Origin of the sequence: Dermabacter sp. Marseille-Q3180 (assembly GCF_940792985.1) — a bacterium.
Taxonomy (GTDB): Bacteria; Actinomycetota; Actinomycetes; order Actinomycetales; family Dermabacteraceae; genus Dermabacter; species Dermabacter vaginalis.
Genome location: NZ_CALNWU010000001.1, coordinates 1356671 through 1380772 on the forward strand (window position 1 = coordinate 1356671; position 24102 = coordinate 1380772).

The 24102-nt window shown below is 60.6% G+C and carries 19 protein-coding genes and 1 pseudogene; 13 read left to right on the top strand and 7 right to left on the bottom strand.

Annotation, left to right across the window (positions count from 1 at the left end; all coding sequences use genetic code 11):
- Window positions 1-20: 20 nt before the first annotated feature.
- Window positions 21-1643, top strand: a complete 1623-nt coding sequence (locus NBW56_RS06075; RefSeq protein ID WP_250258418.1) for an ABC-F family ATP-binding cassette domain-containing protein — start codon at window positions 21-23, stop codon at window positions 1641-1643.
- On the opposite strand, the gene NBW56_RS06080 is transcribed toward NBW56_RS06075, so the two are convergent.
- From NBW56_RS06080 to NBW56_RS06090, 3 genes are all read right to left on the bottom strand, one after another.
- Window positions 1640-2173: a hypothetical protein gene (locus tag NBW56_RS06080; RefSeq protein ID WP_250258419.1), complete on the bottom strand. Its 534-nt coding sequence runs from the start codon at window positions 2171-2173 to the stop codon at window positions 1640-1642. The genes NBW56_RS06075 and NBW56_RS06080 overlap by 4 nt on opposite strands.
- Entirely contained in the window at window positions 2170-3252 is a 1083-nt protein-coding gene (locus tag NBW56_RS06085) for an ImmA/IrrE family metallo-endopeptidase (RefSeq protein ID WP_250258420.1), read from the bottom strand. Before NBW56_RS06085 ends, NBW56_RS06080 begins: the two co-directional genes overlap by 4 nt.
- Window positions 3253-3315: 63 nt before the next feature.
- The gene (locus tag NBW56_RS06090) at window positions 3316-3693 is read right to left on the bottom strand and encodes an iron chaperone (protein WP_250258421.1); all 378 of its coding nucleotides are present in this window, start codon (window positions 3691-3693) and stop codon (window positions 3316-3318) included.
- Between the two features lie 182 nt (window positions 3694-3875).
- Here NBW56_RS06090 and NBW56_RS06095 point away from each other — a divergent pair, with 182 nt between their 5' ends.
- Both NBW56_RS06095 and arsB read left to right on the top strand, forming a co-directional pair.
- Complete coding sequence (locus NBW56_RS06095) at window positions 3876-4298, top strand: arsenate-mycothiol transferase ArsC (protein WP_250258422.1); 423 nt, start codon at window positions 3876-3878, stop codon at window positions 4296-4298.
- 15 nt (window positions 4299-4313) lie between these two features.
- On the top strand, window positions 4314-5393 hold the full coding sequence (gene arsB, locus NBW56_RS06100; RefSeq protein ID WP_284346096.1) for an ACR3 family arsenite efflux transporter: 1080 nt from the start codon (window positions 4314-4316) through the stop codon (window positions 5391-5393).
- 151 nt (window positions 5394-5544) lie between these two features.
- Here arsB and NBW56_RS06105 read toward each other — a convergent pair whose 3' ends face one another.
- Window positions 5545-5835, bottom strand: a complete 291-nt coding sequence (locus tag NBW56_RS06105) for a hypothetical protein (RefSeq protein ID WP_250258423.1) — start codon at window positions 5833-5835, stop codon at window positions 5545-5547.
- A gap of 107 nt (window positions 5836-5942) precedes the next feature.
- Between NBW56_RS06105 and NBW56_RS06110 the strand changes: the two are divergent.
- From NBW56_RS06110 to NBW56_RS06150, 9 genes and pseudogenes are all read left to right on the top strand, one after another.
- Window positions 5943-6386: pseudogene (locus NBW56_RS06110) on the top strand (YPDG domain-containing protein); the annotation flags it as partial.
- A gap of 335 nt (window positions 6387-6721) precedes the next feature.
- Complete coding sequence (locus NBW56_RS06115; protein WP_250258424.1) at window positions 6722-12211, top strand: YPDG domain-containing protein; 5490 nt, start codon at window positions 6722-6724, stop codon at window positions 12209-12211.
- A gap of 283 nt (window positions 12212-12494) precedes the next feature.
- Window positions 12495-12860, top strand: a complete 366-nt coding sequence (locus tag NBW56_RS06120) for a hypothetical protein (RefSeq protein WP_250258425.1) — start codon at window positions 12495-12497, stop codon at window positions 12858-12860.
- Window positions 12861-13133: 273 nt separating this feature from the next.
- Entirely contained in the window at window positions 13134-14075 is a 942-nt protein-coding gene (locus tag NBW56_RS06125) for a restriction endonuclease (protein ID WP_250258426.1), read from the top strand.
- 42 nt (window positions 14076-14117) lie between these two features.
- The gene (locus tag NBW56_RS06130) at window positions 14118-14570 is read left to right on the top strand and encodes a hypothetical protein (protein WP_250258427.1); all 453 of its coding nucleotides are present in this window, start codon (window positions 14118-14120) and stop codon (window positions 14568-14570) included.
- Window positions 14571-14596: 26 nt separating this feature from the next.
- Window positions 14597-15847: a hypothetical protein gene (locus NBW56_RS06135; RefSeq protein WP_250258428.1), complete on the top strand. Its 1251-nt coding sequence runs from the start codon at window positions 14597-14599 to the stop codon at window positions 15845-15847.
- A 72-nt stretch (window positions 15848-15919) separates the two neighbouring features.
- Window positions 15920-16435, top strand: coding sequence for a hypothetical protein (locus tag NBW56_RS06140; RefSeq protein WP_250258429.1), 516 nt, complete (start codon window positions 15920-15922; stop codon window positions 16433-16435).
- A complete protein-coding gene (locus tag NBW56_RS06145; protein ID WP_250258430.1) occupies window positions 16432-17214 on the top strand; it encodes a hypothetical protein in 783 nt (260 codons plus the stop codon). The genes NBW56_RS06140 and NBW56_RS06145 overlap by 4 nt, the downstream gene beginning before the upstream one ends.
- A gap of 43 nt (window positions 17215-17257) precedes the next feature.
- Window positions 17258-17641: a hypothetical protein gene (locus NBW56_RS06150; protein ID WP_250258431.1), complete on the top strand. Its 384-nt coding sequence runs from the start codon at window positions 17258-17260 to the stop codon at window positions 17639-17641.
- Window positions 17642-17665: 24 nt separating this feature from the next.
- Here the strand turns inward: NBW56_RS06150 and NBW56_RS06155 are convergent, their stop codons facing one another.
- A complete protein-coding gene (locus tag NBW56_RS06155) occupies window positions 17666-18400 on the bottom strand; it encodes an ABC transporter ATP-binding protein (RefSeq protein WP_250258432.1) in 735 nt (244 codons plus the stop codon).
- Between the two features lie 9 nt (window positions 18401-18409).
- Window positions 18410-20707 carry an FtsX-like permease family protein gene (locus NBW56_RS06160; RefSeq protein ID WP_250258433.1) on the bottom strand — a complete coding sequence of 766 codons (2298 nt, stop codon included), beginning with the start codon at window positions 20705-20707 and terminating at the stop codon, window positions 18410-18412.
- Between the two features lie 211 nt (window positions 20708-20918).
- Between NBW56_RS06160 and NBW56_RS06165 the strand changes: the two genes are divergently transcribed.
- Window positions 20919-23378, top strand: coding sequence for a choice-of-anchor M domain-containing protein (locus tag NBW56_RS06165; protein ID WP_250258434.1), 2460 nt, complete (start codon window positions 20919-20921; stop codon window positions 23376-23378).
- Between the two features lie 99 nt (window positions 23379-23477).
- Here the strand turns inward: NBW56_RS06165 and NBW56_RS06170 are convergent, their stop codons facing one another.
- Complete coding sequence (locus NBW56_RS06170) at window positions 23478-24101, bottom strand: ABC transporter ATP-binding protein (protein ID WP_250258435.1); 624 nt, start codon at window positions 24099-24101, stop codon at window positions 23478-23480.
- Between the last annotated feature and the right edge of the window lies 1 nt (window position 24102).

The following is a 24102-nucleotide window of genomic DNA, read 5'->3' on the forward strand; positions in this document are numbered from 1 at the left end:
GGCGAAAGACGGGAGGTGTCGTGGCTGCGTTAGTTTTCGATGCCGTCTCGTTCTCGTTTTCCTCGCGTCCGCTTCTCGACCGCGTGAGCTTTCGCGTGGGTGCGGGGGAGCGAGCGTGCCTCGTGGGCCCGAACGGGTGCGGCAAAACCACTCTGCTTCGGCTTGCGCTCGGGGAGCTAACGCCCGAAGGTGGCGCGGTCACGTGGGAAGGAATGGGGTCCGACGCTTGCCAGCCTCCGTCGGCAGAAAACTTTTCCGGGAGTGTTGGCGACTATTTCGATGAAGCCCTTCGGCCCGTGTGCGCTCTCAGCACGATGTTTGAACGCCTCACGGCCCACATGGCGGCGGGCGGGGGTGAGAGCTCGGACGATGCTCGCGAGTACGACGCTCTACTTGCGCAGATGACAGTGCGCGATGTGTGGTCGCTTGAGTCGCGCATCGATGAAGTGCTTGCGGGGCTTGGCCTTCCGATGCTCACGGGGGAGGGCCGCGAACGTGATGTGGCAACACTTTCCCCAGGCCAGCGGGGGAGGCTTCCGCTTGCGGCGATGCTTATCGCGCGGCCCGAGGTGCTCATTCTCGACGAGCCTACGAACCATCTTGATGCCGAGGGCTTAGCCTTCCTTGCGCGCACCGTGCGCCAGTGGGAGGGGCCGGTGCTCATGTCGAGCCACGACCGCGCGTTCATCGAGGACACTGCCACGGCGATCTACGACCTCGACGTTGCGACGTGGCAGGCGCTCGCGACGGCCGAGGGGCACGAGCTTCACGGTGTGTATCGCACCTCGGGCTCGTATTCGAAGTTCCTCGAGGCGAAGCACAAGGCCCGAAAGGCGCATGCGCAGATTCACGCGGCGCAGCAAAGCGAGAAGCGAGAGATTGGCGAGCACCGCCAAGCGGCGGGGGCGATCGCGAGCGGAGGGGTGCGTCTCGCAGAGGCGAGCGGTATGGCAAAGAAGTTCTTTGCCGATCGCGCGCAAGCCACTTCAACTCGGCGCACGCGCAACGACGACAAAAAGCTTGAGGCGCTGGAGGAGCGGGAGGTGCGTCGGCCCCGCTCCTACGACCTGACGTTCCCGCTCGCGCCCGCGCAGAACGCCGCTGGCCTTGCCCTTTCCACGCGCGCCGCCGCCGTTGAAGGGCGCTTGGCGCCGCTCACCCTCGACTTGTCTCGCGGCGAGCACTTGCTCATCACGGGCGGTAACGGCGCCGGCAAATCAACGCTCCTCACCTGGATTGCCACGGGGGAGCCGCCAGAGGGCGCGAGTGCGCACGGTTCCGTGTCGTGTGACCGGCCCGTGGGATTCGTGCCGCAACGCCTACCGCGCATGGGCGATCCAGGCTTCACGCGCGAGGTGTGGACCGAGGGGATCGGGGAGCGCGGATCGGGAATGCTGCATCCCTCAATGTGGCGCACGCGGATCGACGAGCTCTCTGCGGGAAATCAACGACGCGCCCAGCTTGCCCTCGCGCTTGCCGAGGCGCCGTCGTTCCTCGTCATTGATGAACCCACCAACTTCCTCGATCTCGCCACGGTTGAGGCGCTCGAGCGAGCCTTTGGCGAATGGACGGGGACGCTCATCATCGCGAGCCACGACCGCTGGCTCATCGAACATTGGGAGGGGCGGCGCCTCGAGCTTTAATTGAGGAGGTCGTTTTTCGAGGTCGGCGCCGCGCAGCTCGCTTTCGGATGCTGATGCATCTCATTCCATAAAGACCAGCCCTCATCGAGGCTAAGGTCTCCGTCGGCAATGGTTTCCTTGAGGATTTCTACAGTGTCGATGGAGCGAATACCTCGAAACGTGGCGTACTCCCGTGATTCGCGATCATCTGACACCCATGTGGCCCTCGCGAAGTCGACGCGTTCGAGGAGTGTGAGAGTCATAGCTTCACCGAGGTGCTGTTTCGGTTTGGCACTGGTGCCGCCGAAAACGGATACGCGAACTTTGAGTGCCTTGAGTTCTTCGTCAGTGGTGAGTTCAATTGGTGTTCCGAGCGCTTCGCGAAGCTGTGCAACTGAGTCAAAGGTGCGCTCCCAGTCGCGAAGTTCCTTCTCGATACCTTCGCATTGCGCACCCCTATTGCGCAGCCACGAGATGAGGAGATCCGTGCGCTCGACGCAAGCAAACGTCACGGCCACCGTTGTGTCGGGGAAGATCTTTCGGGCGCTCACGCGGCGATAGCCACTTCCGCGCGTGCCGCTTTACGTGCCTCATCCACGTCAGCGATACCGGCGAGATCGGCAAAAGGCCTGATCGTTGTGCGTTTTTCGCAGTAGGCGAGGGCAAGGTCATGAAGGAGACGTCGCGGCTTTCGCTCTTGACAGTTGCGTTCGTGCCACGCGCTATAAGGCTCCATGCAGAGGGGCGGGTCCGGCCACGCCCCCGCGAGGGTGGGCAGTTGCTGAGCGTAGAACTTGCTGTGCACTCTCGCAGCAAACGCGATGGGTGCGACGCGGAAGCGGTAGGCCTCGTGTGCAAGCTGTTCGGGCGACCAGGAATCACGATCAACGACCTTGTCCCGGGGCATGAGAACGGCGCTCGCGATTTCGTTTGCGACACGCTCAATGGGGTCAGCGCTTTCGTAGTCGATTACGTCTCGATGGTGCGAGGTGTTGTGTTCGCATACCAAGTGTGCAAGCTCGTGCGCGATCGTGAAGCGAATCCGCTGTGGGCTGTTGGTCGAGTTCGCGATAATCGCGCCTACCTGTTCGCTTCGCGCTTGAATGCAGTAGCCGTCAATTCCTTTTGGAAGTGGCGTCACCCATACGTCGATGCCGAACGCTTCTTCGATGGCGCTCGCCAGTTCATCCACGTCGCCGAGAACTCCGTCGCCAACGAACTGACGAATATGTTGTACGACGATTCCAGCAGTTCGTTCCGGGGATGCTTCTGGTGGGATCACCGGAAACGAGAGCACGCTGCCAACTCCCAGCTCGGCGAGCCCGAGGCGTCTCTCATAGAGCTTCAAGGCTTTCTCGCTCAGTTCAGAGTCGAGATGAGCGTTTACTCCTCCACCAGCACGAGCGGCTGCAGCAAATGGAAGCGAGGTGCGCCCAATAAGAGCGTCGATGCTAAGCCCGAGGAAGTCTGCAATCCAGGCGAGTTCAACCGCCTTGAAGGTGCGTTCGCCTTGGATTGAGCGTGTAAGTGCCGAAGCCTGCATGTGTGCGGCTTCAGCGACCTTTTTACGGTTGTGCCCGGAGTCGTCGATGCAAGCACCGACGGCGGCGCCGATCGTGGCATTATCCATATCGTCACTCTACCGTTCGAAATTGCGCTGAGCGCAAGAACTGTGTGCTACACCTCGGAAGGTTTAGGACCGCCAGAAGCTCGTCACGTTCTGCTTCGTCGCGAGCTGGTAGTCGATGAACGCCGCGAGCAGCTCATAGTCGAAGGGTTTACTCCACGGCTGGCGGGCGAGCATCGCGGTGCGGTCGGTGTCGCGTGCGGCCATGAAGGCAGCGAAATGGTCCATCGTTGCCTTCTCGGGAGACACGGACATATGCATCTTCGCCGCCGAGAACCCCACGATGAATGTGCCGTGATGCGTGAACATGGGCGTGCTCCACGCCATTCGCATCTCGAGCTCAGGGTACGTCGCCTGCACCCAATCGAGAACCTCGATCATGCGCTCGCGCTTAGGGCCCTCGGGCACCGTGTCGAGGAACTCGTCCAGCGTTCTGATGGTCATGGTGCCACCTTAGTGGAGGGCCGGGCCTGTCTATGCGTGGTGTGGGGTCCGACGGTTGCCTGCCTACCATCGCGGCGGGCTTTTATGCCCCTGACCTAGGCGTAGAGTTAACGACATGCGAGGCTGCAACGGCTGCTCATAAAATGATGGGCAACGACGTCACCTCTTCGGGAGTATGAAGCATGAGCAAACCAAGCGTGCTTTTTGTGTGCGTGAAAAATGGCGGCAAGAGCCAAATGGCGGCAGCACTCATGCGTCACCATGCACGAGGTGCCGTTGAGGTGCATTCGGCGGGTACGAAGCCGGGAACGACGCTCAATGAAGCTTCTCGCGCGAGCGTGGCAACCGTCGGAGGAAATTTTGATGGTGAGTTCCCGAAGCCGATCGACCCGCGCATCCTGCGCGCCGCGGACCGCACCGTCATCGTGGGAGGTGACGCGCAGGTGGAACCGATTGAGGGCATGCGCGGGACGATCGAAAAGTGGGAGATCGATGAGCCATCGCTTCGCGGCATCGAGGGGGAGGAGCGCATGACCCTCATCCGCGACGATATTGATCGACGCGTGCGGGCCCTGCTTGCAGAGCTGACCGCAAGCACCGAGTAACCGAAAGGAACAACCGTGCAGGATACTGCCGCACCTCGACTGTCCATCCTTGACCGCCTTTTGCCGCTTTTCATACTTGTGGCAATGGCCGTGGGCATCGCCCTCAGCGTGTGGGTGCCGCAAACCTCGGAGCTTCTCAATCGCGTGAAGATCAGCGATATTTCGCTGCCAATCGCACTTGGTCTCCTCGTCATGATGTACCCGCCGCTCGCGAAGGTGAGGTTTGAGAAGGCGCGCAAGATCGCGCGCGATAGGCGGCTCATGATCCTCTCGCTGCTGCTCAACTGGGTGGTGGGCCCTCTCGTGATGTTTGCCCTCGCGTGGGTGTTCCTGCCGAATGAACCGGAGCTTCGAACGGGTCTTGTGATCGTGGGTCTCGCGCGCTGCATCGCCATGGTGCTCGTGTGGAGCGATCTCTCATGCGCGGACCGTGAGGCAACGGCTGTGCTCGTGGCGATCAATTCCGTGTTCCAGCTCTTGATGTTTTCGGTGCTCGGCTGGTTTTATCTGCAGGTTCTGCCCGGGTGGTTGGGGCTGGACACGACGAGCGCGCAGTTCTCCTTCGCGGCAATCGCGAAAAGCGTGCTCATTTTCCTCGGGATTCCCCTCGCACTCGGTGTGCTCTCGCGCCTGATCGGCGAGCACTACAAGGGCCGTGAGTGGTTCGAAAATAACTTCCTGCCGAAAGTTTCGCCGCTTGCGATGATCGGCCTGCTGTACACGATCGTGGTGCTCTTCTGCCTTCAAGGCCGGCAAATCCTTCAGCACCCGTGGAGTGTGGCGAGCGTTGCCGTTCCTCTCTTCGCGTATTTCGTGCTCATGTTTGGCCTCTCGCTCTTTGCGGCGCGCGCATCGGGCATGAACTATGCGCAGAGTGCCTCCACGGCGTTCACCGCAACGGGGAACAACTTTGAGCTCGCGATCGCCGTGACGATCGGAACCTTCGGCGCGACCTCGTCGCAGGCACTCGCGGGCACGATCGGACCGATGGTGGAGATCCCCGTGCTGGTTGCGCTCGTGTACGTCATGCGCGCCGTGGGGCCCCGCCTGTTCCCTGGGGATCCGACGCTTCCTCGCATCTCGCACGGCGCTTGATCTGTGGGCCATGATCGATGGCGCTAGCCGGGTAGAGCTTCCACCGGTCAACTAAGGTGTTGCGCAGTCAATGTCGTAGACGTGACTGTCGAAGGGCCTCACCTCAAGACTGATGAGGTAAGACCCTTCGAGAAATTAGTGCCGTTAGCGTCTAAGCGGGGGCTGGTGCCGACGTATCGGCGTCGAGACCCTTCTCCGCTTCTTCCTCACGAGCATCACGTTTGCGGTGACTGAGCCAGGTGCTGAAGCCGAGAACAGCAATCAGAAGCACTCCCCATACGAAGTTGGAGGCGAATGCTGAACCAGACCAGGAGCCAAGGACCATGTTGATACCGGTTTGGAGTTCTTGCATGGCGATCGCTCCGATGGCGATCATCCACAGACGGCCGGCGCCACCGTAAGGGTCCATGCCGGCGATCACGGCAATCAAGATGGCTTGCATGATTAAGGAACGGGCTTTCACGGCGATCACCTGGTGATGGGTGCCTAGTCGTCGAGGTTGAGAAGCCTCCTGACGATGGTAAGGGTAAGGATTCGGACAAGTATCAACCTGAGTACCTTGACACCGACGTCAAGCCTGATGACAAGGTTGAGATCCCGCTGAAGCCGGGCAAGCTGTCTAAGGGCACCACGTGCGACATTGACATGAGCACTGTTCCAGCTGGCTGGAACGTGTCCATGGGTAAGAACTGCACGCTGATCGTGGTTCCGGGTAAGGATGCTAAGCCAGGCGATATCGCTAACATCGAGGTGGACTTCACCTACCCTGACGGCAGCAAGGATACCGCGACCGCTCAGGTCGCGGTTGCTGAGCCAGATGCACCAGCTCCGGCTCCGGCTCCGGCTCATGGAAAGGAAACCCCAGGTAATGGTGGTGACCTCGCTCGTACCGGTGCTCAGGTTGCAGGTGTTTTTGGTATCGCTGCTGCGATGATCGCTGCAGGCTTCGGTCTGGCGTTCATGCGCCGTCGCCGTGCAGGAGAAGGAAACTAGATCGCCTAACCGGTAACTAGCCGGTATAACCCAGTAGGAGTGAGACCCGAAGAGGTCTCACCCCTACGGCGCTTAACAAACGCTTATATAAAAGCTGGCCTAACAGTCAAAACAGCACTTGAGAACCGCGCAACCTAGAGGCTTAGAGACTTAGCTGCGAAAAACTTGGACATCTGTTGGCGGCCCCACTACACTGTAACAAGTGTATGGCTTGGCGCGGCTATGTCTAGCGTTGAATGACGCGGGGGTTCGCCGAACAAACCTACCGATCCCCTTTTTGTCTACAAATCCCCTTTTTGTCTACAAGACCTTCGCGGAAGGAAATTTTTGACAACATGAAGAAACAAGGTGTTTCCCGTCGTCGCGGTATGAGGTTTGCGGCCGCTGCCCTCGCTTTGGGTATGGTGACCCCGCTCGCATGCACCGCACTCCCTGATTCCCCGTTCGGTTCGGTAGCCTACGCGGACGAACCTACAGCTAATCCCAGCAAGGCCATCCACTCGCCGGGCAAGGCAGACCAGGAGGGCACGATCTCCGGTTCTGTGAAGGAGATTGTTGAGGCGACGGTTCCTTTCGAGAACGTCCAAAAGTCCGGAAAGGCGCTTGAGGGTGTCAAGGTCTACGCTCAGTGGTACGAGGGTGAAAACACTCAGCACTCGTCCCCGGTGTACTACACCGAGTCGGACGCGAACGGTAACTTCACCATCAACATGGCTCCGTATACCGATGCTCAAGGCGTTAATCGTGAGTTCCGCGCGGATGCCAGTGTAGGTAACTTGAATGAGAATGCTGACTGGAGCCGGGACGAGAACCGTGAGAAGATCCGCGTCTGGACCGAACTTCCGGAAGACATGACGGATAAGTACCGTCTGGTGCACCAGCCGGCAGCTGGTATCTTCCCGCTGACGACTACCACCCCGACCACCCAGGGCGATGGTAGATGGGGCAACGGCAAGATCACCGGCATGACCATCCAGTACGCCCAGAAGGACAAACTGCCGCAGCATCTCCCAGAGAATAAATGGGGGGAAAGCACCGGCACTAACAACTCTGGTGCCTACAAGGGCCAAGCTTTCTGGAACCTTGATGTTCTGCAGGGTGCTACAAACCACAACCAAGCGAGCGCTTTCGATCCTAAGGACATCCCTGCCCCCGGTCTGAAAGTTGTTGGCTCCTACCTCACCGATGAAGCGGTGACCAAGATTGAGGAGTACGCGAAGGACAACTTCGGATCCAAAGAATTGCGCGGCAAGGGCTGGACCCCGACTGATGAAGCTGGTCTGCAGAAGTGGATCAATGAGCAGGTAGCGGAGGATCCAGAAGGCTGGATCGCAGAAACCCTGACCACCACCACCGGCGCTGACGGTAAATTCCAGCTGCTGTGGAAGGGTATCTACGGCAATAACCACACTGGCACTGGTGGTGGCATTAACCCGCCTGCGGATAAGTTGCATAAGCTTGCAGGTTCCCACGATGAGGGTTCCTGGCTTAACGGCAACCGCGAATCCAAGCACGTCAACATGGACTGGAGCTACGTCAGCGTTCTCGACAAGGACGGCAACCCGCTGCCGGACAACATCGGTACGCTGTACCCGTGGGCTCTAGGTAACTGGGCTGGGCCGACTAGTGGCGGTGCTCACGCGGAGCTCTTCGGTGGTGACCTTTCGTACATCGAGCCCACCGCTGACGTCTACACCGGCTGGAACATCGCGCTTGCTCCGCAGGCCTTGAAGTTCGATGTGGTTGATAAGAACACCACCGATAACTGGGCCAACATCGGTGACAAGGTCCAGACCGATACTGCAGGCCTTCCGATCTCGGATAACCTGAACTACTACATCGAATGGGTCGACAAGGACGGCAAGGTCGTCAAGACGTGTGAAACCGCTAAGGCTGACACCGCAACGAAGATCCCGAGCTGTGAGCTCGAGGTTCCTGCGGATGCCCAGGCTGGTGACACGTTCACCGCTCGCCTGAAGGTTGCTGACGAAGATCCAGATCCGAAGAACGATCTGGTTCTGGCCATGGACGCTTTCGCAGTTACCCGTGACTACCTCGAGTACGAGCCAGTCAACGCGAAGGTGGAAGAAGCGGCTACCTCGGAGCCGAAGTTCGACAACCCAGAAACCGAGCCTGAGGAAGCCAAGCCTGAAAAGGCAAAGTTTGAGCTCGGCAAGCTGCCTGAGGGTGTCACTAAAGGACAGGTCAAGGTTGACCCCAAGACTGGAGTTGTGACCTTCACCCCGAACGCTGACCAGGCAGACAAGACGTTCAAGTTCCCTGTCGTGATGCGCAACGAGGACGAGGACCTTCAGGTTCCAGTTCTCGATGAGAACGGCGACCCTGTCAAGGACGAATCCGGTAACCCGAAGACCCAGGGCCGTATCGTTGCCCGTGGTGAGGCTGTCTTCAACGTTGTGAAGGACGACGATGGTGACGGTGTTGCACCTGATCCAGACGGTAATAACGACGGTGAACCAGACGACCCGAACGCACCGGAAGTCGACGCTCAGGGTGTGACCTTCGGTGTTAAGATCGACGGCAAGATCGTCGAATCGGACGGTAACAACGACACGGCCGAAGAGCTCCCTGAGTCAGTCCGCGACGTGGTTGTTACTCTGAAGGCGGAAGATGGAACCGAATACAAGTCCAACGACAACGGTGAAACCTGGCGCGGAGCCAAGGACTACCCGGTTGTTCAGAACTTTGGTCTGAAGGACCTTCCAAAGGGCAAGTACACGGTTTCGGTCGCTGGTGTCGATGACATCAACAAGAATGACCTGAAGCTCAAGGCTGACAGCCAGCTCCGCGACGACGCCGAGATTCAGATCACGGGCAACACGCCTAACCTCTTCGTTGAGCTCGAAACCGTTGACAGCAAGAACTACGAGCCCGGCTACGAAGATGGTTCGGGTAAGCCTGGTGAGGATGTGACTGTTCCTGCTCCTGAGTTCAAGGACAAGGACGGTAACCCGACCGAGGCTCCTGAGGACACCACCTTCAAGCCGGGTGATAATGCTCCGGATGGTGTGACGGTTGATCCGAACACCGGTGAGATCACTGTTCCGGTTCCGGGGGATGCGAACCCGGGTGACAAGATCACTGTTCCTGTCGAGGTGACCTACCCGGATGGTTCGACGGACACTGTTGATGTGACTGTGACCGTTGACGAGCCGGACACTCCTGCTCCTGCTGAGGAGAACAAGGACCAGTTCGAGCCGGAGTACAAGTCCGAGCTGGTTGTTCCTGGTGAGGAGACGAAGTCGTCGCCGACCTTTACTGATAAGGACGGTAAGGACGCGAAGGCTCCTGAGGGTTCGAAGTTCAAGATCACTGATGGCTTCACTGCCCCTGAGGGCTACGTCGTTGAGATTGACGAGAAGACCGGTGAAATCACCGTTACGTTCCCGGATGAGTCCAAGCTGAACAAGGACACCAAGGAAGAGTTCGATGTTCCTGTCACGGTGACCTACCCTGATGGCAGCACCGATAAGACGGATGCTAACTTCAAGCTGGACACCGATAACGACGGTAAGCCTGACACTGAGGACGAGGACGACGACGGTGACGGCATCCCGGACGAGGACGAGAAGGATAAGGGTTCGAACCCGAAGGATGAGGGCTCGATTCCGGCAACTCCGCTGGAGCCGGGTAACCCCACCAATGCCGCAACCTTCGAGCCGGAGTACGAGTCCGAGTTGGTTGTTCCTGGTGAGGAGACGAAGTCGTCGCCGTCGTTCACTGATAAGGACGGTAAGGACGCGAAGGCTCCTGAGGATTCGAAGTTCAAGATCACTGATGGCTTCACTGCTCCTGAGGGCTACGTCGTTGAAATCGACGAGTCCACTGGTGAGATCACGGTGACGTTCCCGGACAAGTCGAAGCTGAACAAGGACACCGTTGAGGAGTTCGATGTTCCGGTTACGGTGACCTACCCGGATGAGACCACCGATGAGGTGGAGGCGAACTTCAAGCTGGATACCGATAATGACGGTAAGCCTGACACCACCGATGGCGATGACGATGGTGACGGCATCCCGGACGAGGACGAGAAGGATAAGGGTTCGAACCCGAAGGATGAGGGCTCGATTCCGGCAACTCCGCTGGAGCCGGGTAACCCCACCAATGCCGCAACCTTCGAGCCGGAGTACGAGTCCGAGTTGGTTGTTCCTGGTGAGGAGACGAAGTCGTCGCCGTCGTTCACTGATAAGGACGGTAAGGACGCGAAGGCTCCTGAGGATTCGAAGTTCAAGATCACTGATGGCTTCACTGCTCCTGAGGGCTACGTCGTTGAAATCGACGAGAAGACCGGTGAAATCACCGTTACGTTCCCGGATGAGTCCAAGCTGAACAAGGACACCGTTGAGGAGTTCGATGTTCCGGTTACGGTGACCTACCCGGATGAGACCACCGATGAGGTGAAGGCGAACTTCAAGCTGGATACCGATAATGACGGTAAGCCTGACACCACCGATGGCGATGACGATGGTGACGGCATCCCGGACGAGGACGAGAAGGATAAGGGTTCGAACCCGAAGGATGAGGGCTCGATTCCGGCAACTCCGCTGGAGCCGGGTAACCCCACCAATGCCGCAACCTTCGAGCCGGAGTACGAGTCCGAGTTGGTTGTTCCTGGTGAGGAGACGAAGTCGTCGCCGTCGTTCACTGATAAGGACGGTAAGGACGCGAAGGCTCCTGAGGATTCGAAGTTCAAGATCACTGATGGCTTCACTGCTCCTGAGGGCTACGTCGTTGAAATCGACGAGAAGACCGGTGAAATCACCGTTACGTTCCCGGATGAGTCCAAGCTGAACAAGGACACCGTTGAGGAGTTCGATGTTCCGGTTACGGTGACCTACCCGGATGAGACCACCGATGAGGTGAAGGCGAACTTCAAGCTGGATACCGATAATGACGGTAAGCCTGACACCACCGATGGCGATGACGATGGTGACGGCATCCCGGACGAGGACGAGAAGGATAAGGGTTCGAACCCGAAGGATGAGGGCTCGATTCCGGCAACTCCGCTGGAGCCGGGTAACCCCACCAATGCCGCAACCTTCGAGCCGGAGTACGAAGATGGTTCGGGTAAGCCTGGTGATGATGTCAAGGTTCCTGCTCCTGAGTTCAAGGACAAGGACGGCAACTCGACTGACGCTCCTGAGGACACCACGTTCAAGCCTGGTGAGAACGCGCCTGAGGGTGTGACGGTTGATGAGAACACTGGTGAGATCACGGTTCCGGTCCCTGAGGATGCGAAGCCTGGTGACAAGATCACTGTTCCGGTTGAGGTGACTTACCCGGATGGTTCGAAGGACACCGTTGAGGTGACCGTGACCGTTGACGAGCCTGACGCTCCGGCTGAACAGCCTGACTGGAACGATGACAAGGGCAACCCTGGTGACAAGGTTGAGGTCCCGAACACTGGTGGTCCGGTTGAGGATGGCACCACTGTTGAGACCGAGGGTCCTGGTAAGGCTGAAATCGATGACAACGGCAACCTCGTTGTTGACATCGACAAGGACGCCAAGCCTGGCGACAAGCTTGTTGTCATTGTGAAGGACAAGGACGGCAACGAGATTGACCGCGTGACCGTGACGGTTGACAAGCCGGCTGAAGAGCCTGCTCCCGAAGGCAACGGCAACGTCCCTGCTAAGCCAGGCGACAACACCGGTGCACCTCGAGGCAAGCAGCCCGTCAAGGTTGTCCCGCTCCCCAGGACGGGTGCTGAGGTTGCAGGCGTTGCCACAGCCGCAGCTGCGCTCATCGCAGCGGGCCTCGGCCTCGTGTTCTCGCGCCGCCGCCGCGCAGGTGAAGAGAACTGATCGCCTAACCGGTAACCGACCGGCATAAACGGTGGGGGTGAGACCGCAACGCGGTCTCACCCCCACTAGTTTTAAGCAATTCGCAGTTCTCGCCAGAGCTCTTCTCGAGCCGATCAACCGTGCCTGGGCTCTATAGATAATCGCGAAAGTCCGCCAGTTCCTGGCCGACGCGAGAGATGTACGTCGGCAGCGCCATGCCTGTCATTGACGAGTAGTGAGTGATCCGAGCGACCTGAGTGCCTTCTCCGGAAGACTCCCGAAGTGCGCCCAGGGATGCGGGAGCATGAAGCGCTTTGAAGACCTCCGCACCGAGACCAATGATGAGTGGGTCGTGGCTACCGAGGGTTTGAAGTTCCTCGCAAAGGCCCTCGATCTGCTCGCGCACGAAGCGTGGATCCCTAAGAAGCGTGTTGATGGGCATCGACTTGCTGCTTCGGAACGGAGCGACTCTACCGTCCTGCATCTTGACGAGATCGGTGATGTAAGCACCTTCGAGTCCATTGGCTTTGCATGCATCACGGAGGCGCCTGTCACTCGTGCGGCCATGCTCTTCATGAAAGCTCGCGAAGCTCAAATTGTCAGTGACGTCGGTGATGTCGGCGGCCCGCTCGGCAAAGTTGAGGGCGACAAGTACAAGATCTGTGCGTAGCGAGGGGAGCTCGGTATCCAGCTGTTGCTGGCTCCGCACTTCTCCAAAGGTGCGAACTGCAGAATCGAGCTTCAATTGTGGAGCGCGGGCAGGGTCGGGGCTCCACGGAGATTCATTCCACACGGTCCAACTCCCGCAGAGTCCGTAGCGAGTGCGCATTAAGTCGAAGATTTGGTAATCCACTGACGAATACCTCGAGATTGGTTCTTTAGTTGGTTGGCCCTAAGGGTAGCGTTGAAGAAAACTGGTTTTGAAAGCGTGAGGACGTCCATCATGGCTACCGACAACACCCCCACAATCGATGAGTTTCGCCCTGTTGTGTTGGCCGTTCTCGCTGACGGGGAGACCCGTGGGTTTCGGGAATTGTGCGGCCTTGTTGCCGATGCTGCGGGTCTCACACAGGAGACACGGAGTGAACGACTCAATTCGGGTCAGCCGCGGTTCATGAATCGCACGGGGTGGGCGTGTTCCAGCATGACCAAGGCGGGCCTTCTCGAACGCCCGAAGCGAGGAACCTATCGCATCACCCCCAACGGTCTGACGGTTGCCAGCCGCAAGCTTGCGACTTATACGGAGAAAGACCTCATGGAGTGGGAGGCGTGGCGCGAGTACCAAGGCGAGGTCGCGGCGCGCCGATCGGCCGATGAAACCCCTACCGTTGCGGTCTCGGATATCGAACAAGATGCCGATCCGGTCGAGGCTATCGCTGCACGGTCGAGGGACTTCAACGCACAGGTCGAAACCGACCTCCGAAAGCGCCTCCAGGAAAACTCGCCGGAGTTTTTCGAGAAAGCTGTGATTGATCTGCTGTGGGCAATGGGCTACGGCGGAGATTACGGCGAGAAGCAGCACGTTGGGCGATCGGGTGACGGGGGCATCGACGGAATCATTCACCAGGATGCTCTCGGCCTCACGAACGTGTATATCCAGGCGAAGCGCTACGCCGACACGAATAGGGTGGGCGAGCCCGAGATCCGCAACTTCATTGGCTCTCTCGATGCGCAAGGCGCAAACCTCGGCGTATTCATCACAACGTCAACCTTCCTTGATCGGGCAAAGGTCACCGCCGCTGGCTACCGCCACGGGCGCATCGTGCTGATCGACGGCATCCGGCTCACGAAACTGATGCTGGCCTATGGGGTCGGTGTGGAAAAGGCGCAAGAGTTCACTCTCTACGCCGTGGATGACGATTACTTTGAAGAGGACAGCCTCTGACCCCTCGCAGGAAGCGTTCGCACGAGAGTCGAAACTCGTGCGATGACGGGCGCTCTCGAACACTCAGGTTCGTTATCTATTCGTGATGTTAACTGGGCCGCGTACGAAAATCCCGACGAACTTGTACGTGAGCGATTGAGAAAACGGGGGATCGACATGCACTACGACATCGACGACCGGGCTGCCCAGGCCACCATCTCGCAAACGAGCGGAACGGTCAGTGGAATTGAATCCGCCAATACGAACCTGAAGGATGACGCGTCGAGTTTGGGGGGCAGGCTCAGGCACAGCCCAAAAACGGCGGCCGCTCTTACGGGTGATGTTGCCACCGCCTTTGAGGCAGCGGGTGAAGCCCTCGTGGGGATGGTGAACAACAACCTCCAGTCGTCGTCGGATGCGGTGAAGTCGTACATCGACGGTGACAACCAGATGTGCACGCTCGCCGATGCGGGACGGCAGCAGGCCTACGTGAACGACATGCCCGGCATCAACTAAGCACGATCGACGAGTGAGGAACAGCAATGATTTTTGATGTCCCAGAGATCGAAAACCCGGCAGTCGTCGCTTCTGGCGCGGCCGATATCCGTACCGCCGGCGAAACGGTTGAGAAAAGAATGAAGGACACCGCGGGCGCATGGCAGCCCATCCGTGGCCAGTATGATGCGCCCGAGGCTGCTCAAGTTCATCAGGCAATGGACACGCCCGAGCAGATGGCAGCTGAAGTGAAGGCATCCGCAGGACAAATTGCCGCGCGACTCGATGCCTACTCGGTTGAATTAGATCTGCTGCAGGCTCGCAAGACTATGATTGAAATCGAAATTGCGCAGTTCATCTCCGAAAAATTGGCCGCTACTGTTGGTCTCCCTGGAGCCAGCGCAGCGCTCGCTGCTCGCGAAGCCGAATTGCACGAGAAGTGTCGACAGCTCAGGAAAGCTCGTGATCACGCCGACCAAGATTGTGCGGGCTCGATTAGCGGCATCGTAGAAAGTACCGGCGATGCCATAGGCAAGAAGTTTCTCAGGGCTATTACCCGCGGCAACGATATTGAAGGTGGCGCTGGAACGGTTCTTCAGGGGCTTAAGCTCGGTACCGATATTTACAAGTACCGTGCCACGAGCTTCTTCTACGTCAACGGCACGATTGAAATCAAAGAGGATTGGGCGCCAAAGTACCTGAAGAGACTTGCTGGTAAAGGTAAGTTCGGTAAGGGGCTCGTCAAAGGTCTTACAGGCTGGGACGCGAGCAATGTTATGGATCCGAAAGCCGTTCTTCCGGAAACCAATCCGCTGAGTCCGCTGGCAAAGCCAACGACCACCACCGGAGCTCTTCAGTCGTTTGTGGCGCGCAGTACGCTCAAGCTCGAGGGCGCATCATCGCGAGTCCCACACAAACACAGCCAGGCCGTCACCGACGGAAAATGGAAGAGCATCAAGGGAACCGCAAAGTTCATGTCGAAGTCCGGAAACTACATCAGCGCCGCCGCTGCCGGTGTGGATTCATGGCAGACGGACTCTCACGTAAACCCGGACATGGGTAATGTGCAAAAGGGTGCGCGTGCGGGTGCCCTCGCTACCGGCGCGGGGGTTGGCGGCTGGGCCGGTGGCAAGGCCGGCGCGGCCATGGGCGCCGCGATCGGCTCCTTCGGCGGCCCGATTGGTACCGTGGCGGGCGGTGTTGTCGGCGGCATCATCGGCGGTGTCGCTGGCGGCTCGGCAGGTGGCTGGCTAGCGAAGAAGGGCAACGAAAAATTCCTAAGCCAAGGCATCAAGTAACACCCAGAAATCGCTGATGAACAGCGGTTTTCATAGAGCGTGTGAGTGGACGAGAGGACGTAAGGAGGGGCAATGCCCGGATCTGGCGAGGCAACACCCGCGGAAGTGACGACCTATACCCACCCGGACATGGTCGTCGACGTGTACGCACCGCGAGGGTGGGAGGAAGATACGTCCGGCGCTGACCGGGGAATCTTCATTTACCTTTCGGACGACGTGTGGAACGAGCAGTTCCGCCCGAACATCGTGCTCATCCAGAGGAAGGCCGAGCCGGGAACCGAGTCGCTCGACAAGCTCGCGGCCACCCAGGGGGAAGTCGAGGATTCGTTCGGCGAGCAGCTCGACGAGTACCGGCTGCTGCATTTGGACGAGGGAACCGTCGGCCTCCAGGGCGTGCCCGGGCTTCAGCGGATCGCCTCGTATAAGAACCCCGACGGCATCCCGCTCACGATGTTCCAGTGGATCGCGGTGCACAATGGCACGCACGTTGATCTCACGATCACCTACCCCACCGAGCTCCTGGGCGAGCGCGCGCAGCTCATCCTCAACATGGGGCACGGGCTGCTGTGGAAGGAGTCGGCGAAATGACGGAGCACAACACCATGGGCAGCGAGAACATCGGAGTGGAGCTCGGCTTCGAGAGTTTCATGATGCTGCTTGAGAAGGGGGTCCCGAACGAGAACTTCACGATCGTTGACGTCAACGACCGGGTCGTCGCGAGCGATCACCACGTTGCCGACGGCACCCAGGCCATCTGGGACACCCTCAAAAATCACCGCTACCAGCTCACGATCACCTCGATTGCCGGCAACGGCGCGGAGGACAACCGTTTCCTGTGGCTCGGCCCGAACGGGTGTGTGAGCGCGCAGACCGTGCTCACGAGCGAAGTCTCCACTCCGCCGAGCTTCGTGCTGAAGTCCCACTCTCTTTCGAGCCGCTACACCGTGCTGTTCGACCTCACGGATCTCACTCCCATCGCGGAGAAGGATGTCACGTCAACCGAAGCGGTGCAGATCGAAGCGGAAACCTGGGAGAACCTGGTCCTCGAGCCCGGTGAGGAACGCAAGCACCACAGGGCCCAGCAGGATGTGGCCGAAGCACTCAGCGCAATCTCCCAGGATATGGCGAGCGACATCACCCAGGGCCTCTACGAGCAGGTGGTCGTGGCATCCGAAAAGCAAACCGACACTGGCTCGGCACCGATCGCAACGGTGTGGGTGGCAACCCCGCACGGCTACGTATCGTTCTTCTCGGAGCCGCGAAAACTCTTCGGTAGCTCGCACTATCTTCAGCCAACCGAAGCGTGGGTGCTGTTCATGATGGCCTCCCACCAACTCCCGAGCGCTCAGCAGATTTCTACTTGGTGAGCTGCGGAGACCGGCGCCAGCTACCTGAGAGACGCGTGCTCTCATGAAAATTCTTCTGTGGGCCCTCATCTTCGTTGTCACCACGGCGATCTTTGCGTTCTACATGTTTCACGTGCGCTACCAGGAAAACGCCGAGTGGTACGACGACTACCGCGAGATCCCAAACCTGTGGATCCTGCCCTATTGCACGCCCGTGTTTAGCGTGGGTGCGCTCCAGATTATCTACGACGAACTGGGGCAACCGGGAGGCGCATTCGTGGCTGGGCCCCTGCGGATCCTCGGGATCATCACCGTATTCATGATCCCCATTGGCCTTCTCGGCGGCACCGGAGTGCCGCTGCCGTGGCCGCTTGCGCCCCGCTGGGTCGTGGAGCGCCGCAAGAAGGATCGCGAAAAGAAGCGGAAGCGCAAGGCCTCGCGCGCCTAAAACCCAAGACCAGGGCAGCAGCGCCTAGATTCCCCGCGTCGCCATCACCTCGCGCACGCGGCTCATGCGCTCCTCGTGCTCGCGAGCGCTATACGCGCCGAGCTTCAGATCATCCGTGAGGCGGCCATCCACGAGCATCACGAGGCGGCTCGCACGCGCCGCGACCTGAGGGTCGTGCGTCACGAGAATGAGCGTTGTGCCGGCGTCATTGAGACGCGAAAGCACATCGAGAATCTGCTGACTCATTGCCTGATTGAGCGCGCCCGTGGGCTCATCGCCAAATACCACGCTCGCGCCGTTAATGAGGGCGCGGCAAATCCCCGCGCGCTGCAATTGCCCACCGGAAGCCTGCCCGGGCAGGTGATCGGCGATCGACGCGATCCCGATGTCGGTCATGAGTTCTTCGGCACGCGCCACGATTTCACTGCGCGGCCGCTCACCCGCGAGGAGCCCGGGCAGCACGATGTTGTCTCGCAGGTCAAGGCTCTGCAGAAGGTGCGGTTCTTGAAAAACGAAGCCGATGTGGCGCAAGCGAACGTCGGCAAGCTCCCGCTCCCCAAGCTCCGTGAGCTCCCGCCCGCCGAGCGTGACCGTGCCGGCCGTGGGCCGATCCATTCCCGAAAGCATGTGGAGAAGAGTGGTTTTCCCCGAGCCCGAAGGTCCCATGATCACCACGAACTCCCCGGCGGCAACCTCGAGGTCGATGCCGTGCAGCACGCGCTGGCTGTAATCCTTGATGATTCCTGACGCGCTCAGCATGAGATCCTCCTAGTCGCGAAGGGTGAGGGTGTGAAGTCGAAGGGTGGATGTGCGAGTCGCGAGCAGCACGCACGCGAAAACCGCAGCCGGAACAAGCAGCCACGCAACCCACGGATTGGGCATGAGGGAAATTCCGGGGGCCCCCATCTGCCCCATGATCAGCCGGAACAGGGGCTGGGTGGCGAGGGCGGCGAGGGCCACGCCTGCGGCAACGCCCACAATTCCGACGCTTGCCAACTGCACCATGTGCATGCGCGTGAGCGCGGTGTTTCTCATCCCCAGTGCCTTGAGTGAGGCGAGTTCACGCCCGCTGCGCGCGATGAGAAGCACCACGAAAAGGGCGACGATGAGGAATGTTTGCCCAAGCGCGATCGCCGCCGCGATCCACGTGACGGTGCGCAGCTGCGCAATCGCGCCGCCCATCGTTTGCGAGGCGTAATCCGCCATGTGCGTGACCCGCGCTCCGGGGAACTCGTGCGAGAGCCTCGCGGCAACGGCGTTGGCATCCTCACCGGGGGCGAGGCGCACGTACACGAGCTCCGTGAGCGGCATAGTGGGGGCAGCAAATGCCGCCTTCGCGGTCATGCCGCCATTCGTGATGTCTTGGTAAATCCCGGAGATCCGCAGCCGTCGGACCTCACCTTCGCCGCGAAGCGTGACCGTTTCGCCGACGCTCGCGCCGAGCTCCTTCGCTTCGTTCACGGAAAGGGAGATCTCCGATGCGCTCGCGGGCGCGGCACCCTCCTGGTAGGTGAGCGGAAAGGTCGCGTGGTCGCCCACCTCGACGAGTACGCTTTCCCACTCGCCTTCGGGGTTTTGGGCCTCGAAGCGGCCCGTGGTGAGATGCGCGGTCTCGGTGATCGCTGGATCGCTTGCGAGGCGCGAGAGGAGGGGTGCGGGAGATTCGGCATTCTCGCGAACATCGATCCGCAAGTCCGCAGAGCCCACGCCGAGATAGGTGGCGAACTGCGGGTTCGCGAAGGTCGCGGCAATGTTTGCGGGCACGATGATCGCGAAGGCGCTGAGCGCAATCACGGCGATGAGCAGCAGATTTTGGGGATTGAGTGCGCCGCGAACGCCAAGAAAATCGGGAACTGCGAGGCGCGTGCGGGCAAGCCGCCACCGCGGGGCGTGCTGAACTCGCGGGCGCGCGGTTCCCGTGCGCAGCGCTTCTGCGGCCGACATTGTGCCGATGCGGCGCATGAGCAGCCAGCACGAAGCCACGATCGCGAGAGTTCCCAAGGCGGCCACGCCTACCGGGGCCGCCACGAGTGCCACGTGGAAGTGAGGCTTACCGATGTACATGAGCACGCCCCGGCTTGCGAGGGTTCCAAGCGGAAACGATGCGAGAAGGCCCGCGAGCGCACCCGCCGCGGTAAGCGCCGCGTACTTGAGAATGAAAAGACCCTTGAGTTTTCCGATCGGTGCGCCGATTGCTTTGAGCGTCGCGATCTCCGCCATGTCGGTGTGGAAGGCCGCGAGGAAAGCGAAGCGCAGCGCGAGGAGGGCAATCACGATCAGCAGTCCCGCGATGAGGGTGGCGACGATCGCGAGGAGCAGCGCGCTGAGCGCATTCATGAGCGCGAAGATTGTGGAATCGACCATGACGCCGCGTGCGGGAAGTCCCGCGTGAACGTAGGCGTCTTTGACTTCCTGAAGGCTCGCGCCTTCCTTGAGGCGGAACTCGATGAGGTATTCGGGCTCGAGGTGCGCGCGGGCGGCCTCGAAGTCGCTTTCGTTGACGACCATGCGTTTCGAGGTGACCATCGACGGGTTCATTTGGGCATCGCGCGCAAACCCGGCAACCGTCAGAACTTGCGGCGTTCCGCCGACCTCAAGCGTGACCGTGTCGCCTTCCTTCGCGAGATTCTCCGCCTCGTAGTACACGGGAAGCCACACGTCGCCGGGGGAGGGGGCCACGCGGTTGCCGCGCTCGTCGAGGAGGAGGTCGAAGCGCTCGGGGGAGGTGACGAGGGCCGGCTCGAGTACGGAATCGGCCTGGTTTTCGCCCGCGATGGTGAGGCGTGCTGTGGGAACCGGAAGGGTTTCCATGACGTCGGTGTCGGCGATGCCCGGTTGGGTGCGCGCCCACGCGGTGATGTCTTCCGGATTGAGCGGGCCGGCGTGCATTTGAACGATGTCGGGCGGGCGGGAATCGGCCCAGAAACTCTCGAGGGCAACGGCGGTGCGGGAGAGAAGAACGGCGCTTGTGCACGCGAGGAGGGAAGCGATGGCAACGATCGCGAAGAGCACGAGCGAAACTACACGGTTGCGCCGGAGATCGGCGCGCAAGAGGCGCCAGAGCATGGGTCCCCCTGGAGGTTGCGGTGGTATTACCAGCATAGTGCCGGGGCTCGCGCCGCAGGTCCCATTTGACGATGGAGATAACAGCGTGAGACCCCTCTGTTTCAGTGGCGCCTAGGCGGTTTTCTCCCTTCGAGAAGGTCGGGGTGGGCTGGCGGGAGAGGTCCTGGCGCTGTACTGTAAATGAGAACAGTTACCATTCAAGGAGGGGTTCATGCGGATTCTCCGCTCCACCTGCGCCACGCTCGCCGCACTCACGTTCGCCCTCGCGCCCGCCTTCGCGGGGCCCGACGGTGATCGCACGGTCCAGACGAACGCGCATATCGACGCGCCCAAAGTCTTCTGGGACGAGGACGCCCAGCAATTCCAGATCAACTCGCAATCCAACGGGACAACGCTCCCGCTCGACAAAACCGCAAACTGGGTCGGCCGCGGCTACCTGGACAACGGCACGCAAAGCTACATCTTTGACGTGACGAAGGATCCGCGCCTCGCGTTCCTCGGAAAGGAAGGCGACCACCTCTACATGGCGCCTCACAGCCCAGGACCCGGCAACACCCCCATCTGGTCAGGTTTCGGCGCCGACACGGCAGTGCCCATCGAAAACTTCCAAGACGAGAACTTCGCGATCGAGCTCACGGGCTTCAACGGCCCAGGCGAGATGCACATGTTCAACTACTCGGCGTACGGTGACCTGCCCGTCACGCGCCTGTTCTCCTCGCACGATCACAACTCGCGCGCCGTGTGGCTCGACCCCGGCACGCACACCCACAACTTCACGACCTTCACCAAGCCCGGCCGGTACGAAGTCACCTACGAGGCGAGCGCACGAAAGTCCGACGGCACCTTCACCTCCTCGAAGCCCACCACACTGGTGTGGCGCGTGGGCGGCACCAACCCCGCCGACGAAAAACTCGGCGATGTCAAAGCTGCCTACGACAAAGCCGAAGGCATCAGTGGCAGCAGCACCCCGAGCTTCTCGATCGCCCCGCACACCGGCAAGAAGAAGGACGGCGACGAGCGCCTCACCGACCTCACCTTCGATGCTGGCAACGCCGACGCTGAAGGCACCGTCGTGTTCTTCATAGACGGCTACCACCTCGCCGAAGTGCCCGTGAAGGGCGGCAAGGCCACGTGGAGCGAGATGATCGGCTCGCAAAAGTCGACCTTCCAGGCCGTGTTCGTGCCCACGAAGGGCGCTGCTCGCTGGATCAGCGCACCGCTCACCTCGAGCACTGGCCAAGCGGCCACGTCAACGAAGGACGCGGGCGACTTCCCCACGGAAACCCCCGACTCTGTCGCGACCGGCTTCCCCAAGGGAGAGGTAAAGGTCAGCTCACGCGACGTTTCGGTGAGCGCGAAGGCCGGCAAGAACGAGAGCCTGATGAAGCTCTCCACGAAACCTGCCGACGATTCCCTCACCTATCACGTTTCGGGCGGGTTCTACGAAAAGGGCTCCCAGTTCGCGACGTGCGACGTTGATGTTGTCAGCGGCCCCGGCCGCCGCAGCTTCGATATCGACCATGAGGCTTGCATGGGCGACGCGTATGACCTCCGCCTGACCCTCGAGCCGCTTCCGCGTGCCGCCATCGGCAACACCGAAGTCGCGGACTTCGGCCCGGTCAGCGCCAAGGGCAAGGAAATCTCGACCCAGTTCTCCGAGAACGGCGCAACGGGCACCCCGGACGCGCCGGAAGGCGGAGATGCGTCGGACCCGGGCGCCGGGGATGAAGGGGCCGACGGTTCCCTCCTCGACACCCCCGTGACCATCAACAACGGACACGTTGACCTGCGCGTCATGGACGTCGACGGAAGCTTCTCCGTTGCCCTCGGCGACGACTCGCGCCAGCACGCGAAGAAGTCCGTGCTTCGCACGATCGACTCGACGACGCTCGAGGTCACGAACCTCGCGAAGGCGACGCGCGGCGGCAACATCCTTGCCGACAAGAGCTACGACGTGCTCGGCCCGAAGGGCAGCGAGCTGTATGTTCTCCCGCAGGCCCAGCAGCAGGGGCGCGTGTGGCCGGGCTTCTCGAGTGAAGAACTCGACCGCGCGAAGTATCCCAACGGTGCGACGATGACGCTCACGCCCGTGAGTGCTCCCGAGGGCGGTAAGTGGTTCGCGTACACCGAAAACCTCGGCACGATCCAGCAGATGTATGCCACGAGCGAGAAGGCTTCCGACATTCCGCTTCCGCCCGGCACCCACATGCATACCGCGTGGGCCTTCACGAAGCCGGGGACGTACACGATTGATGTGACTGCGCGCGCGAAGCAGTCGAGTACGGGCGAACGCAGTGCCGGTGGGGACGAGGCTACCGCCAAAACCCAGCGCCTCACCTTTGTTGTGGGCGAGCAGCCGGGCGGCGACCAGGGCGATGCGGAGGGCCAGGATCCGTCGGGCGAAAACCCGGCCCAGCCAGCGAACCCCGCTGGCGATGCCGGTGACACCGATGGGACCGGAGCCGAAGGCGATCCCGCGGGCGCCGGTGCCTCTGATGCCGGTGGCAGTGCTCCCGAGGCTTCCGACGCCGGCGCATCCGATGCAGACGGCGAGGGTGGCGTTCTGAGCGACCTCCCGCGCACCGGCGCAAGCGTGGGCCTGACTGTTGCCGTTGCCGCCGCACTCGCGGCCGGCGGTGCGGCGCTCACAAGGCGCCGCAAGAGCAGCTAAACGCTCACGGCTACAGAAACGGGCCCGTGCTTCTCCAAGGAGGCGCGGGCCCTTTCGCATGGTCATTGACGATGGGGTCAAAGCGGGGAAAGTGTGCTGCTAGATGAGGGTTCGCTTCGTGAGGCGCAACCGGACATCGGCGCATTCTGCGACCCGCTTGGAGTGGGTCACGACGATCACGCACTTTCCGGCTTTTGCCGCGCCCCGCAGAATCTCGATCACCTCTTCCGCCGTGTCCTCGTCGAGGTTGCCCGTCGGTTCATCCGCGAGAATCACCGGAGCCTTCGATACGAGCGCACGCGCGATCGCCACGCGCTGCTGCTGCCCACCCGAAAGGCGAAGCACATTGCGGCTCGCCTGCTCCTTCGTGAGACCGAGGTTTTCGAGGTTTTCAACGCCTGCCTTCTTATCCACGAGACGAAGGTTCTCGAGTGGAGTGAGGTAGTCGATCAGGTTGTAGTTCTGAAACACGAGGGAGATCTGCTCGCGGCGATGCTTCGAGTACCCCGTTTGCGCAATATCGGTTCCGTTGAATCGCACCGTGCCACCGGTGGGCGCTTCAAGGCCCGCAAGGAGGCTCAACAGAGTGGATTTGCCCGCACCGGATGCGCCGACGATCGCGTAGAGCTTCCCGAGCTCAAAGGTTGTCGAGACGTCCTCGAGAACCCGGCCGCGAGACTGCTCGTAGGTGTAGCTGACGTGATCAAGGTGAAGAATGCTCATG